The sequence below is a fragment of the Bacillus sp. UNC125MFCrub1.1 genome (genome assembly GCF_000701305.1).
In the GTDB taxonomy this organism is placed as follows: Bacteria; Bacillota; Bacilli; order Bacillales; family Bacillaceae; genus Bacillus; species Bacillus altitudinis.
In genome coordinates this window covers 160,969-174,821 of record NZ_JNIG01000012.1, presented here as the reverse complement: position 1 = coordinate 174,821, position 13,853 = coordinate 160,969, and the positions used below count along the sequence as shown (strand labels likewise).

The 13,853-nt window shown below is 41.0% G+C and carries 12 protein-coding genes; 1 reads left to right on the top strand and 11 read right to left on the bottom strand.

Annotated elements, in window-relative coordinates; genetic code table 11:
* Positions 1-33: 33 nt before the first annotated feature.
* From pnpS to N521_RS10205, 6 genes are all read right to left on the bottom strand, one after another.
* Complete coding sequence (gene pnpS, locus N521_RS10230; protein ID WP_017358268.1) at positions 34-1,776, bottom strand: two-component system histidine kinase PnpS; 1,743 nt, start codon at positions 1,774-1,776, stop codon at positions 34-36.
* Positions 1,769-2,497 carry a response regulator transcription factor gene (locus tag N521_RS10225; RefSeq protein ID WP_035391157.1) on the bottom strand — a complete coding sequence of 243 codons (729 nt, stop codon included), beginning with the start codon at positions 2,495-2,497 and terminating at the stop codon, positions 1,769-1,771. The genes pnpS and N521_RS10225 overlap by 8 nt, the downstream gene beginning before the upstream one ends.
* A gap of 187 nt (positions 2,498-2,684) precedes the next feature.
* On the bottom strand, positions 2,685-3,623 hold the full coding sequence (gene mdh, locus N521_RS10220) for a malate dehydrogenase (RefSeq protein ID WP_007501693.1): 939 nt from the start codon (positions 3,621-3,623) through the stop codon (positions 2,685-2,687).
* Positions 3,624-3,657: 34 nt separating this feature from the next.
* Positions 3,658-4,929, bottom strand: coding sequence for an NADP-dependent isocitrate dehydrogenase (gene icd, locus N521_RS10215; protein WP_008346060.1), 1,272 nt, complete (start codon positions 4,927-4,929; stop codon positions 3,658-3,660).
* A 146-nt stretch (positions 4,930-5,075) separates the two neighbouring features.
* Positions 5,076-6,194, bottom strand: coding sequence for a citrate synthase (gene citZ / locus N521_RS10210; protein WP_008346063.1), 1,119 nt, complete (start codon positions 6,192-6,194; stop codon positions 5,076-5,078).
* 375 nt (positions 6,195-6,569) lie between these two features.
* The gene (locus tag N521_RS10205; protein ID WP_007501699.1) at positions 6,570-7,034 is read right to left on the bottom strand and encodes a DUF441 domain-containing protein; all 465 of its coding nucleotides are present in this window, start codon (positions 7,032-7,034) and stop codon (positions 6,570-6,572) included.
* A 100-nt stretch (positions 7,035-7,134) separates the two neighbouring features.
* On the opposite strand from N521_RS10205, the gene ytvI reads away from it, so the two are divergent.
* Positions 7,135-8,253, top strand: a complete 1,119-nt coding sequence (ytvI, locus tag N521_RS10200; RefSeq protein ID WP_017358270.1) for a sporulation integral membrane protein YtvI — start codon at positions 7,135-7,137, stop codon at positions 8,251-8,253.
* Between the two features lie 24 nt (positions 8,254-8,277).
* Here the strand turns inward: ytvI and N521_RS10195 are convergent, their stop codons facing one another.
* From N521_RS10195 to accD, 5 genes are all read right to left on the bottom strand, one after another.
* Complete coding sequence (locus N521_RS10195) at positions 8,278-8,667, bottom strand: FxsA family protein (protein WP_007501703.1); 390 nt, start codon at positions 8,665-8,667, stop codon at positions 8,278-8,280.
* 100 nt (positions 8,668-8,767) lie between these two features.
* The gene (gene pyk, locus N521_RS10190; protein WP_008346071.1) at positions 8,768-10,528 is read right to left on the bottom strand and encodes a pyruvate kinase; all 1,761 of its coding nucleotides are present in this window, start codon (positions 10,526-10,528) and stop codon (positions 8,768-8,770) included.
* A gap of 27 nt (positions 10,529-10,555) precedes the next feature.
* Positions 10,556-11,515, bottom strand: a complete 960-nt coding sequence (pfkA, locus tag N521_RS10185; RefSeq protein ID WP_017358271.1) for a 6-phosphofructokinase — start codon at positions 11,513-11,515, stop codon at positions 10,556-10,558.
* Between the two features lie 339 nt (positions 11,516-11,854).
* Positions 11,855-12,832, bottom strand: a complete 978-nt coding sequence (accA, locus tag N521_RS10180; protein ID WP_017358272.1) for an acetyl-CoA carboxylase carboxyl transferase subunit alpha — start codon at positions 12,830-12,832, stop codon at positions 11,855-11,857.
* A complete protein-coding gene (accD, locus tag N521_RS10175; RefSeq protein ID WP_008346077.1) occupies positions 12,817-13,692 on the bottom strand; it encodes an acetyl-CoA carboxylase, carboxyltransferase subunit beta in 876 nt (291 codons plus the stop codon). Before accD ends, accA begins: the two co-directional genes overlap by 16 nt.
* Between the last annotated feature and the right edge of the window lie 161 nt (positions 13,693-13,853).

Below are 13,853 nucleotides of genomic sequence, written 5' to 3'. Positions count from 1 at the left end.
CATGTAAATTTTAACGCCACTTTCCATTCTTCTCTATTTTGACTTTAAACTAACGGTAAACGTCGTCCCTTTGCCTTGTTTGCTATGAACAGAAATCGTTCCTTCATGTGCTTCGACAAGGTGTTTGACAATGGCAAGACCAAGCCCTGTACCGCCTGAGTTTCTACTTCTATCTTTATCAATTCGATAAAACCTCTCGAATATTCTTGGAATCTCACTCTTTTTCATACCGATCCCTGTATCTGCTACATCAAATTCATAGCTGTCTTTCCTCTGTCTTGCTGTGATCGTGACACTTCCTCCCTCTGGTGTATAGGTGAGGGCATTATTGATCAGGTTGAGGAAAATTTGTTTTAATCTCAGCGGATCTGCCATGACATAGACCGGCTCTTTCGGGACACGCACTTGTAGGTCAATGCCTTTTTCAGCAGCCTTTTGTTTTAGCAGTACTTCAATCTCTTGAATGATTTCTGTCGCATTGGCTTCTTGAATATTCAGCTTAAAATGCTGCTGTTCAATTTTCGAGAGATCAAGTAAGTCTTGGATGAGCGTTTCTAAACGAATACTCTCTTTTAGGATGATGGACAAAAATTGTGTCAGCGCTTCTTTATCGTCAATGGCACCATCCAGAAGTGTTTCAGAAAAGCCTTTAATTGATGTGATCGGTGTCTTTAATTCATGTGACACGTTAGCGACAAAGTCTTTTCGCATCTGTTCTAGCTGCTTTGTTTCTGTCACATCATGAAAGACAAGAACAATCCCTTTCCATTCATCGTCTGTACTTAAGATCGGGACACCATCGACTTGGAAATAACGGCGCTCGATGTCAACAGCGAGACGTAAAAACTTTCGGACCTTGGTTTCTGTCATGAAAATTTCGTCTATTAACTCAATAATCTCTTCATGGGTAAAGGCTTCATGATACAGCTTGTGCATGTAAATATGTTTTTGCACTTTGAATTGCTTGCGGAATGTTCGATTGACTAAGTGAATATAGCCCATTTTATCAATCAAAATAATCCCCGCTCCAATGTTTTCAATGACTGTTTGCAGACGATCTCGCTGCATTTCGCCAGCGCTTGTCATGTCTTGAAGACTTTCTGCCAGACGCTTCATTGATGTATTGAGTTCACTTGTTTCAATGATCAGCTCTTCATAGTTATTTGTATCATAGTTCCCTCGTTCAAGCTGTTTGGCCACCTTTGTGGCATAATCAATCGGCTTTACATACTTCATCGACATGCGATAGCCAAAAAAGACGATGATAATAATGGCTGAACCAAGACAAAAGGCTAATGCAAGCCAGAGCTGACCATCAATCTCATTCAAAGGCTGGAATGAAGCATGAAGAAATAAATATCCCGCCGGTTCGTTTTGTTTCATCATTGGGACTGCATAATGAAACAGCGCATCCTTCTCATCCTCAATGAACGTTCCTTTTGTTTGGAGCTGCTCACTTTTCAGTGTGTTTAAAATGACAGCCCTTTGTTCTGCTTGACCCGTTGTATGTATGATATTCCCCTTCACGTCCACAATCGACGCATTCATATCGAGATGTTGCTTTGCTTGATTGAGAATCTTCTTGTTTTGCTCCGCATTCAAATCTTCAACATTCATAGAAGAAAGGAGAAAACTCGATTCCTTTTCCATTCGTTCGGTTAATTTTGTTTCATAGAAAATATGAAACATATGATCCAAGAAAAGACCAAGCGCAACAAACACAATAAACAAGAGAAAAATGAGCCCAGAAAAAAGGCGGGTTCTCACTTTACTCATTTGGCTTTGGCTCCTCCAATTTGTAGCCTAAGCCTCGAATGGTTTTAATATATGTTGGTTTTTTTGTGTTCTTTTCAATTTTGTCCCGCAAGTGGCTGATATGCACATCCACAATACGAGTATCACCTGCAAAGTCATAATTCCAAACCGCACTTAACAATAGATCACGCGTAAGGACACGGCCTTTATGCTTAGCCAAATAAAGAAGCAGTTCAAATTCCTTTGGCGTAAGCTCTAGACGTTCTTCTTGGAAATAGACTTCGTAATGTTCAGGTAAAATGCGCAGGTCTCCAATTTTGATTTGGTCTGCAATGATCTCTTCCTTCTCTTCTTGCACTGGAGTCGGCTGAGATTGCTGTGCTCTTCTCAAAATGGCTTTTACCCGAGCACCCACTTCTCTAGGACTGAAAGGTTTTGTCATGTAATCATCGGCTCCAAGTTCAAGACCGAGCACCTTATCAAATTCATCGTCCTTTGCTGTCAGCATTAAAATAGGGAACATCATTTTTTGAATTCTCAGTTGTTTGCACACTTCAATGCCGTCCATTTTTGGAAGCATTAAATCAAGCACAATCAGATCAGGCTGTTCACTTGCTGCTTTTTCAAGCGCTTCTTCTCCGTCTCTTGCTGTGACGACATCGTAGCCCGCCCTTTCAAGGTTATAGCTTAGAAGTGTTACAATTGATTCTTCATCATCCACAACTAATATTTTTTTATTCATGTTGTGCCTCCAATTAGTGATTTCCCCTACATCCGTTTTTTTGTATCTTATGTGAAAAGCGAGAAGTCATGCTTTCTCTTTCATTTTAACGAAAGCTTAACAAGAGAACAATTTAAAATTTCGACAAGATTGGCTTTGTAAACAAAAAGAAGACTCCTCATACGAGAAGCCTTCTTTTTTATTCATATTAAGACAATACTTTCATGACGTTCTTTACAGATTCAACAGAACGGTCAAGCTGACTTCTTTCTTCTTCTGTCAGCTCAAGCTCGATGATCTGCTCAAGGCCGTTTCCACCTACGATTGTTGGAACTCCAAGGTAAATGCCTTCGTAGCCATATTCACCTTCAAGGTATGCAATCGTCGGCATGACGCGGCGTTGATCTTTTAAGATCGCCTCAACCATTTCAACGAGTGAAGCAGCAGGTGCATAATACGCACTACCGTTACCTAATAGGTTGACGATTTCACCGCCGCCTTTTCTTGTTCTTTCAACAATTGCATCAATTCGCTCTTTAGGAATTAATGTTTCCAGCGGGATACCGCCTGCATAAGAGTAACGTACAAGAGGAACCATGTCGTCCCCATGTCCGCCAAGAACAAAGCCCGTCACATCTTTCACAGATAGGTTTAATTCTTGAGCAACGAACGTACGGAAACGTGCTGTATCAAGAATTCCTGATTGTCCGATGACTTTTTCTTTTGGTAATCCTGATTCTTTATAAACTGCATATGTCATTGCATCAACAGGGTTTGTTAACACAACAATGATCGCTTCTGGAGAATATTTAACGATTTCACGTGTCACACTGCGCATGATTTTTTCATTTGTTGACACGAGGTCGTCACGGCTCATTCCCGGCTTTCTTGCAATTCCTGCCGTAATGACCACGACATCAGAACCGGCTGTATCTTCGTAGTTAGAAGTTCCTGTAATATTCGCATCGAAGCCTTGAACAGGACTTGCTTCCAGCATGTCAAGTGCTTTCCCTTTTGTCGGGTTCTCAAGCTGAGGGATATCCACTAATACGACATCCGCTAATTCTTTTTGAGCTGTTAGAAATGCTGTAGTTGCTCCAGTAAAGCCTGCTCCGATGACAGATACTTTTTTACGCTTGTTTGCCATTTCCTTTTTCCCCTTTAACTTTAAAGTTTAAGAATCAAGACAAGTTTTTGATGAGCTCGTCAGCAAACTCAGAACATTTCACTTCTGTTGCACCGTCCATTAATCTAGCAAAATCGTACGTGACGACTTTAGATGCAATTGTTTTTTCAACAGATTGAATCACTAGATCAGCAGCTTCTTGCCATCCAAGGTGCTCAAGTAAAAGCACGCCTGATAGAAGAACAGAAGATGGATTCACTTTATCAAGACCAGCATATTTCGGTGCTGTTCCGTGAGTCGCTTCAAAAATAGCGTGTCCTGTTTCGTAGTTGATATTTGCACCAGGTGCGATACCAATTCCACCAACTTGTGCTGCAAGTGCATCAGAGATGTAGTCTCCGTTTAAGTTCATTGTTGCGACAACATCGAACTCAGCTGGACGAGTTAAAATTTGTTGAAGGAAAATATCTGCAATGCTGTCTTTGACAATGATTTTGCCAGCAGCTTCTGCTTCACTTTGCGCTTTGTTTGCCGCATCTTTTCCATCTTGTTCTACAATACGATCATATTGTGCCCATGTAAAGACTTTGTCGCCAAACTCTTTTTCAGCCACTTCGTAGCCCCAGTTTTTGAAGGCTCCTTCTGTAAATTTCATGATGTTTCCTTTGTGAACAAGTGTCACAGATTTACGGCCTTGGTCAATCGCATATTGGATCGCTGCTCTGACAAGACGAGATGTTCCTTCTTCAGAAACTGGTTTGATTCCGATACCTGATGTTTCTGGGAAACGGATTTTATTCACACCTAATTCGTTTTTCAAGAAGTCGATTAACTTCTTCACTTCGTCTGATCCTTTTGCATACTCGATTCCTGCATAGATATCTTCAGTGTTTTCACGGAAGATGACCATGTCTGTGTCTTCTGGACGTTTCACAGGAGATGGTACGCCTTGGAACCAGCGAACTGGACGTAAGCATGTGAATAAATCAAGCTCTTGTCTTAGTGCCACGTTCAATGAACGAATTCCTCCGCCAATTGGTGTTGTCAGTGGTCCTTTGATCGCGATTAAATATTCACGAATGTCTTCAAGTGTTTGCTCTGGAAGCCACTCGCCCGTTTTATTATAAGCTTTTTCACCTGCATATACTTCTTTCCAAGTGATTTGCTTTTCACCTTTATATGCTTTTTCTACAGCTGCTTCAAGAACTCTTGATGCTGCTTTCCAAATGTCAGGACCGATTCCGTCCCCTTCGATAAACGGGATAATTGGATTATTTGGTACATTCAATACGCCGCCAGTAACTGTAATTTTTTCGCCTTGTGACAATGATATTACCTCCCAGGTTATGTAGTGAATATTTGAAACTTCCAAGCTTGATGTCTGCAAGCCAAGAAGTTTTTCACGTGATTCGTTTTTTGTTGATATGGAGGCTGATTGGTTTAGATGGATCAGCCTCCGCTATTCTATAAACATTAGTCTCTTTCACTGATCGGAACAAACGTTTGAAGATCAGGTCCAATATAGTCAGCTCTTGGACGGATCAGACGGTTGTTGTCATATTGCTCTAAAATGTGAGCAATCCATCCAGAGAATCGGCTGATCACGAAAATTGGTGTAAACAAGTCATGATCAATCCCAAGACTGTGATAGACAGAAGCAGAATAAAAATCAACATTTGGTGGAAGATTTTTCTCTGATGTCACGATTTCCTCTGCGCGTACAGACATTTCATACCATTTTGGCTCGCCTGTGAGATTTGTTAAGCGCTGGCTCATTTCTTTTAAATGTTTTGCACGCGGGTCACCCTGGCGGTAAACGCGGTGGCCAAAGCCCATAATTTTCTCTTTCTTCTCTAGCTTACCATGAATATAGGAATCTACGTTTTCAACTTCGCCAATTTCTGAGAGCATCTTCATTACGCCTTCATTCGCGCCGCCATGAAGTGGTCCTTTCAATGCGCCGATAGCTGCTGTTACACCAGAGTAGATATCTGATAGTGTAGCAACACATACACGTGCTGTAAATGTCGATGCGTTTAATTCGTGATCCGCATGTAGAATGAGCGCTTTATCAATCGCTTCAATTTCTACTGGTGAAGGCTCTTCGCCGTTTAGCATATATAAGAAGTTTGCAGCATAGCTGTATTCTTCTTTTGGCTGTACAGGCTCAAGTCCCTTTCGAATGCGTGAAAATGCAGCGACAAGTCCAGAAATTTTCGCTTGTAAGCGAATGGCTTTTCTGTAATTCGCTTCTTTGTCCATAATCTCTGATTCGTCATCAAGCAAACCTAATAAGGATACCGCTGTACGAATCGCAGACATTGGATGAACCCCATCCAGCGAATAAGATTTAAAGTGCTCAATGATCTCTTGCGGAATATGAGCATTTTCATTGAGCTGCTGCTTTAACTCGCTTAGCTCCTGCTCATTCGGCAGCTTTAAGTGCCATAACAGGTAGACAATTTCTTCGAAAGTCGCTTTTTCAGTTAAATCATCGATATTGTACCCTACATAAGTAAGAGTATCATCAATAATTGAGCTTACGGATGAAGTTGTTGCCACGATACCTTCAAGACCTCTTGTTGCTGTCATGTTCAATCTCCCCTTTTTAAAAAGATTCCCCTTCGTTGCAAAATTCTCGCTTTTTGAAAGCGCTATCCAACCAAAATAGGCTGGCAGGTTTAGAAAAGAAAATGCTTACATTTACCTATACGGTTAGAGCGCTTTTAGCCTCATATCTCGTGTTTGATCAATGAGTTCAAAATTAAGCCTATTCCCATTATAAACAATAATCAGACATTTGTTAAATGTTTAACTATAATTTTTTTTGATATTTTTTTTTCCAGCCTTCCGGTTCGGGCATGGAATAAAGGGATTTTGCTTCTTTTAATATATTTAATTATGTTTTTTTGCAAAAGCTCACGTCAGAAAAAATATCAAAAGAAAGTGGCATGTGCCACTCTCTTTTTAACCGCTGAAAAATTTCACTGCTTGCATCGCTAAATAGGCAATTCCAGCACCAATCAGCGGGCCAACAGCCACACCTTTGAATAAACTGACTGCCAAAATCGTACCAAATACAAGGGCTGCTGTGATATGCGGATCGTTTTCGAGTAGCACAATACCGTTTTTTGCAATTAATGCTACCAATATACCCGCTCCAAGAGCTATCCAAGCATAGGAAGATTTCATCGCTTCTCCAAGCTGCTTAAATCCAATGTCACCTGTTGCAATCGGGACCAGCACAGCGATCGTGATGACCGTCACACCCCAATTGATACCTTTTGATTGCAGAACCGGGAATATTTTTTGATCCAGGCCAATCAGCTTAATGGCAATCAGCACAGAGACCGCTAAAATTAACGAATTGTTTTTTGCAATAAGTGCAATAACGAGTAAAAGAACCAAAAACAAATTTGCTTGAGTAAACATACGCCGCTCCTTTCTTTCTTTTTATTGCGACCTTTTCATATTACTAATCTTTTTGAATAAAATGAAGTATCGGACATGCTTGTTTTTTGGAGGGGATTGTGTGAATCACACTTATGTGGGCATTTTTTTGCGAAGTTTGATGATTTTCAGCATCGCCGTTTGTGCGGTTGTTTTTTTATATCAGTCTTTTCCGTTTTTATATCCATTTTGGATTGCATTTGCCGTGTCGTGTTTGATTCATCCAGCCGTATGCAAAATCGAAAACATGACCGGGATGCCAAGAGGTTTTGTTGTCATCATTGTGCTATTACTCTTTTTAGTGGTAGCAGCCGGATTCATGACACTTTTAGTAGCGGAAATCATTTCAGGAAGTGCTTATTTAGCAAAGGTACTTCCAGGTCATCTTGACCAAATGATTGGGATCGTGGAACGTTTTTTCACAGATCAGATTTTGCCTTTATATCATGATTTGACTGCTCAATTTAATACTCTTCAAGCAGGTCAAAAGGAATCGATTTTAGGACAAATCCAAGCACTTGGTGACGAAGCAGCGGCAAAAATCGGGACTTTCCTTTCAAAAACTCTTGAATTCATTCCAGCTTTTTTAGGTCTTTTGCCTGATGCAGCAGCGACGCTTTTATTTTCCGCACTAGCGACTTTTTTTATCACAAAAGATTGGTTTACGTTAAAAAAATATGGTTCTCGTATCTTTCCCGCCAAATGGATGCTTCATACACGTGCCATTTTATCTGAAATCAAAAAAGCCATTTCTGGCTTTATGAAGGCCCAGCTTCTCCTTGTTGCCATGACCATTGGGATCGTGCTGATTGGGCTTTTCATCTTAAAGGTCGAACATGCGATTGTGATCGCTCTATGTATTGGTCTAGTTGATTTACTTCCTTACATCGGGAGTGGCACCGTTTTTCTTCCGTGGATCATTTACTCCGCCATGACAGGAAATCTTTCACTCGCCATTGGACTGGGCATTTTGTATATTGTGGTGCTCATTCAAAGACAAATATCAGAGCCAAAAGTCTTAAGTAAATCAATCGGTCTTAATCCTTTAGCAACACTTGTGGCATTGTTTGTCGGGTTAAAATGCTTTGGTTTTCTTGGACTTGCACTCGGTCCCGCTTCTCTTGTCGTTTGGCAGGCGTTTCGTAATGCAGGGGTTTTCAGAGACCTTTATCAGTACATTCGGTATGGTGCGCAAAAGTAAAAGAGACCTGATGCGAAGGTCTCTTTAGCGTATAATCGTATAGCGTTTGCGATTGGACATGTTTCTAAGCCAGCGCTCAAAGAGCGGTTTGATCCGTTTTCTTGTCATGGGAATGAGCAACACAGCACCAATCAGATCAGAAAGGAATCCAGGTATGAGCAGCAGCAAACCACCGATCAGAATGCAGAAGCCATCGACAATGGTGGCCCCTGGCATTTTGCCATATTGTAAATCTCGCTGCACTTTCTGAAATGCCTCTATTCCTTGTTTTCTTGCAAAGTAAGCACCTAATGCGCTTGTTAGCACAATGACTAGCATCGTTGGTAAAATACCAATGATGTTACTTGAGATTAAAAATAAACTAATTTCCACTGCTGGGAACAGAATCAATAATAGTAGAAAATATTTTTTCAAGCCATATCACCTCATGGGGTCTCTTTCATCGAAAGCTGTTTACTTTTTTTAGTGTAACATAAAAAAAGAGAGGAGTCAGACAACTCCCCTCGTGTGTGATTTAAAGGACGCTTGCACGGCCTTTGTAGATCGCTCCGCGTGCTGGATCTACTGTAATCTCTTCGCCTTCTTTTAGAAGTGTTGTGGCACTGTCAAGACCGACAATGACTGGAATACCAAGACTAAGCCCAACGACTGCTGCATGGCTTGTTAAACCGCCTTCTTCCGTGATAAGTGCAGATGCTTTTTCTAAAGCACCCATCATGTCACGATCTGTGCAGTTTGCGACAAGAATCGCACCATCGTACATTTTTTCCTCTGCTTCTTTTCCGCTTTGTGCAATAACAACCGGTCCAAATGCAGATTTGCGGCCAATTCCTTGACCCTTCGCAATGATGTCACCGACAACATACACTTTCATTAAGTTGGTTGTACCTGTTTCACCAACTGGCACACCAGCTGTAATCACGATTAAATCACCATGTCTTACATAGCCTGTTTCAATTGACTTTTCTACTGCATTCTCAAGCATTTCATCAGTAGATGTCGTTTTTGAACCGCTCTTTGCAAATACACCGAATACGAGTGAAAGTTTTCTTGCCACTGATTCGTTTGCTGTGACTGCTACGATTGGTGCTTTTGGTCTATATTTTGAAATCATTCTCGCTGTATGACCGCTCTCAGTAGGTGTCACAATTGCCGCCACATCAAGCTTCATAGCTGTGTGCGCAACAGATTGACCGATCGCATCTGTAATGCTGACTTCTACTTCTTCGCTTCTGCGAGAAAGGATCGCTTTATAGTTAAGTGCTTCCTCTGAACGTGAGGCAATGTTGTGCATCGTTTGCACAGCTTCAACTGGATATGTTCCTGCTGCTGTTTCACCAGATAGCATGATCGCATCTGTACCATCAAAAATAGCATTTGCCACATCACTTGCTTCTGCACGAGTTGGACGCGGGTTACGCTGCATGCTATCCAGCATTTGAGTTGCTGTGATGACAGGCTTGCCTAAACGGTTGCATTTTTTGATTAGCATTTTTTGAACAAGTGGTACTTCTTCTGCCGGAATCTCTACACCAAGATCTCCACGCGCGACCATCAGTCCATCTGATACCTCAAGGATTTCATCGATGTTATCAACGCCCTCTTGGTTTTCAATCTTCGGAATGATTTGAATGTCAGCTGCGTTGTTCTTTTCAAGCAGCTCACGAATCTCAAGAACATCAGAAGCTCGTCTTACAAAAGAAGCTGCGATGAAATCGACACCTTGTTCAATTCCAAACAGAATATCATTGGCATCCTTTTCTGTAATACCCGGCAAGTTCACACTCACACCTGGTACGTTGACACCTTTTTTGTTTTTCAGTGTACCTGTATTCATCACTTTTGTGACGATTTCTTTTCGGTCCTTATTTAATTCTTTTACTTCTAGACCAATCAGACCATCATCTAATAAAATGGTTGAGCCCACTTCTACATCATGAATTAAATCTTCGTACGTCACACTGATTTTTTCAGTGTTTCCCACAATGTCTTCCATACTCACGATAAGATCAGCACCAGCAACTAACTCAATTGAGCCGTTTTCAACTGTACGTGTACGGATCTCTGGACCTTTTGTATCAAGAAGGATCGCAATGTCCTTGCCTAAAGTTTTACCTGCTTTGCGAATGTTTTCAATACGTGCACCATGCTCTTCAAAATCTCCATGAGAGAAGTTTAGTCTGGCTACATTCATTCCTGCTTCAATCAATTCAGTCAGCTTTTCAATGCTTTCACTTGCTGGACCGATTGTACAAACGATTTTTGTCTTTCTCATTACTGTTCCTCCTAAGGTCTTCTCGTTTTATATAGAGAGCTCTTGTGAAAGTCGGTACATATTTTGATCGACTGTATGCTTTTTATCTAAGATGTCTAAAATATCGTGATGAACGAGTTCGTTGCTTTGAATGCCTACACAGCGTCCGCCTCTTCCTTCAAGAAGAAGTTCTACTGCATACGCTCCTAAGCGACTTGCGAGCACTCGGTCAAACGCACTTGGAGAACCTCCACGCTGAATATGTCCTAAGACAGATACACGCGTTTCAAGGCTTGTCTCCTCTTCAATTCTCTTACCAAATTCGACACCGCTGCCTACGCCTTCTGCGACGATGATGATACTGTGCTTCTTGCCGCGCTCATGTCCTCTTCTCAATCTGGCAATAATTTCGTCCATGTCATAGTCTGCTTCAGGAATCAAAATCGATTCAGCTCCGCCTGCAAGACCTGACCAAAGGGCAATATCCCCTGCATGTCTTCCCATTACTTCCACTACGTATGTACGTTCATGAGATGTGGCTGTATCACGAATTTTATCAATGGCATCAATGACTGTATTTAGTGCTGTATCAAAGCCAATAGTGAAATCAGTACCAGGAATGTCATTGTCAATCGTGCCAGGGACACCTACACATGGAAAACCGAGCTCTGTTAATTTCTTCGCTCCCATGAATGAGCCATCTCCACCGATGACAACAAGTCCTTCAATACCGAATTTTTTTAAGTTCTCAATCCCTTTTTCACGACCTTCAACTGTCTTGAATTCAGGACATCTTGCCGTGTAAAGTTTTGTTCCCCCGCGATGAATGATATCGCCTACTGAACCTATTTCGAGTTTCTCAATTTTACCGTTAATTAGACCTGAATATCCATTATAAATACCGTAAACTTCTACATTATGGTAAATTGCTTTCCTTACAACTGCGCGCACAGCTGCATTCATTCCTGGGGAATCCCCACCGCTCGTTAAAACTCCTATACGCTTCATCTTTTTCACCTCAGAGACCATATATGAATTAAACATACCATTTCCACTGCTTGAAAACAATCATGAGCAAAACCGGATGTTTTCAATACGAATTTCTAAAACCGTACTTATTATACAATTAAATAAAATGTTTTTAAACAAAAGTTAAGAAAGTCATGAAAGCACTTTGTTCAAAAAACAGTTAATTCAAGTGCTCTAAACCTTGTCAAATCAACGTTTTCAGACGTTTCAAATTTTATGAAAACAAAAGAAAATTATTTTCAAATAGCGCTTACATCAGATCGTTTTGATGAAAAAAGACGAAAAAAATAAACGCCAGCCAAAAGGCTGTACGTTTATTTAGTTTACCCCAATATATTGATTTTCAATCGATACTTTGCCGATTGCTTTGTATTTTTGATATCTTTGTTCGACTAATTCTTCAGGCGATTGTTTGAGCAAAGATGTAAGTGACTGTTTTAATGTTTTTTCAATGTAGGCTGCTTGTTGTTTCACGTCTCGGTGTGCTCCACCTTGCACTTCTTTAATAACATCATCTATAATATCTAATTCTTTTAGGTCTGGAGCGGTAATTTTCATTGATTCTGCAGCTTTTTTCGCAAGTGATGAGTCCTTCCAGAGCAGTGCTGCTGCACCTTCAGGTGAAATCACTGAATATGTTGAGTTCTCTAGCATAAATAGGTGGTTTCCTACGCCTAAGCCTAGTGCTCCGCCACTTCCGCCTTCTCCAATGACAATACAGACAACCGGTACACGAAGTCCTGCCATTTCGAAAAGGTTTTTCGCAATTGCTTCACTTTGCCCGCGTTCTTCAGCTGCTTTACCAGGATAAGCTCCTTTTGTATCAATAAAGCAAATGATTGGACGATTAAATTTATCTGCTTGTTTCATCAAGCGCAATGCTTTACGGTAACCTTCTGGATGCGGCATCCCGAAATTACGGCGCAAGTTTTCTTTTGTGTCTTTTCCGCGCTGATGACCAATGACTGTGACAGGAAGTCCTTTAAACGTGGCAATTCCTCCAACGATGGCTTCATCGTCGCCATAAAAACGGTCACCGTGACATTCGAAAAAGTGATCAAACAGCTCTTGAATGTAATCGAGAGTTGTTGGGCGCATCGCATGACGAGCAATTTGTACTCTGTCCCAAGGCTTTAAATTTGTATAAATGTCTGTTTCAAGCTTACTCAGACGCGTTTCAAGACGCTCAATTTCCGCACTTAAATCCATCTCTGAGTTTTGTGTGAACTTTTTCAATTCATCAATTTTCGCTCGAAGTTCAATGACAGGTTTTTCAAATTCTAGTTCTCCAGCCACTCTCGTTCACCTCCTGTGCTGTGTAATGCTAAGATTTGGCCTAATGTTTCTTTCATTTCTGCACGGTGAATCACAGCATCTAGCTGACCATGCTTCATTAAAAATTCAGCCGTTTGGAAGTCCTCTGGTAGGTCTTCACGAATGGTTTGTTCAATGATTCTGCGACCAGCAAAACCAATTAATGCACCAGGCTCAGCAAAGTTGTAATCACCGAGAGACGCAAAACTAGCTGATACACCACCAGTTGTCGGATTGGTCATCACAGAGATAATCAGACCTTGATCCTCGCTGAACAGCTTTAATGCTGAACTTGTTTTTGCCATCTGCATTAGACTAAGAATCCCCTCTTGCATTCTTGCTCCTCCAGATGCAGTGAAGATGATAAATGGCACCTTGTCCGCTTTTGCTTTCTCAATAGCTAATGTAATCTTTTCACCAACGACTGAGCCCATGCTGCCCATACGGAACGTGGCATCCATGACAGCAATGACAGCACTTTGACCTTTAATTTCACCTTTTCCTGTTACGATGGCTTCATTCAAAGATGTTTTTTCTCTGTCTTTCTGAAGCTTTTCTTCGTAGCCTGGGAAACCGAGCGGATTCTCAGAAATGAGGTGACCGTTAAATTCTTCAAATGTGCCTTCGTCTACAAGGCTTTCAATACGTTGTTTTGCATTCATTTGCAAATGTCTGCCGCAATTCATGCAAACACGTAAATTTTTATCTAGTTCTTTGGTGAGCATTATTTTTTTACATTGCGGACATTTGGTCATGATGCCTTCAGGCACATCTTGACTTGCCTGTTCAGAGGGTACAGATGCATATTTTTTCTTTTTACTGAAAATATTCTTGATTGACAAATGACTACCTCCCTTTTTGAAGGGTTTTTTCTTTACACGCACATCCACTATTATAGGACATGTCATAACTGTACCGAAACTATTGTACTTTTTTTGTCAAACGCTGTCATCCTTCATTCAATTTTTTCAGTGGGGAATTGATGAGAAATGAGTATAGGTTT

Excerpts from the sequence above, each read along its gene's own strand:
- citZ (WP_008346063.1), bottom strand. The coding sequence starts at position 6,194 with ATGACAGCAACAAGAGGTCTTGAAGGTATCGTGGCAACAACTTCATCC.
- mdh (WP_007501693.1), bottom strand. The coding sequence starts at position 3,623 with ATGGCAAACAAGCGTAAAAAAGTATCTGTCATCGGAGCAGGCTTTACT.
- N521_RS10205 (WP_007501699.1), bottom strand. The coding sequence starts at position 7,034 with ATGTTTACTCAAGCAAATTTGTTTTTGGTTCTTTTACTCGTTATTGCA.
- pfkA (WP_017358271.1), bottom strand. The coding sequence starts at position 11,515 with ATGAAGCGTATAGGAGTTTTAACGAGCGGTGGGGATTCCCCAGGAATG.
- pnpS (WP_017358268.1), bottom strand. The coding sequence starts at position 1,776 with ATGAGTAAAGTGAGAACCCGCCTTTTTTCTGGGCTCATTTTTCTCTTG.
- N521_RS10225 (WP_035391157.1), bottom strand. The coding sequence starts at position 2,497 with ATGAATAAAAAAATATTAGTTGTGGATGATGAAGAATCAATTGTAACA.
- pyk (WP_008346071.1), bottom strand. The coding sequence starts at position 10,528 with ATGAGAAAGACAAAAATCGTTTGTACAATCGGTCCAGCAAGTGAAAGC.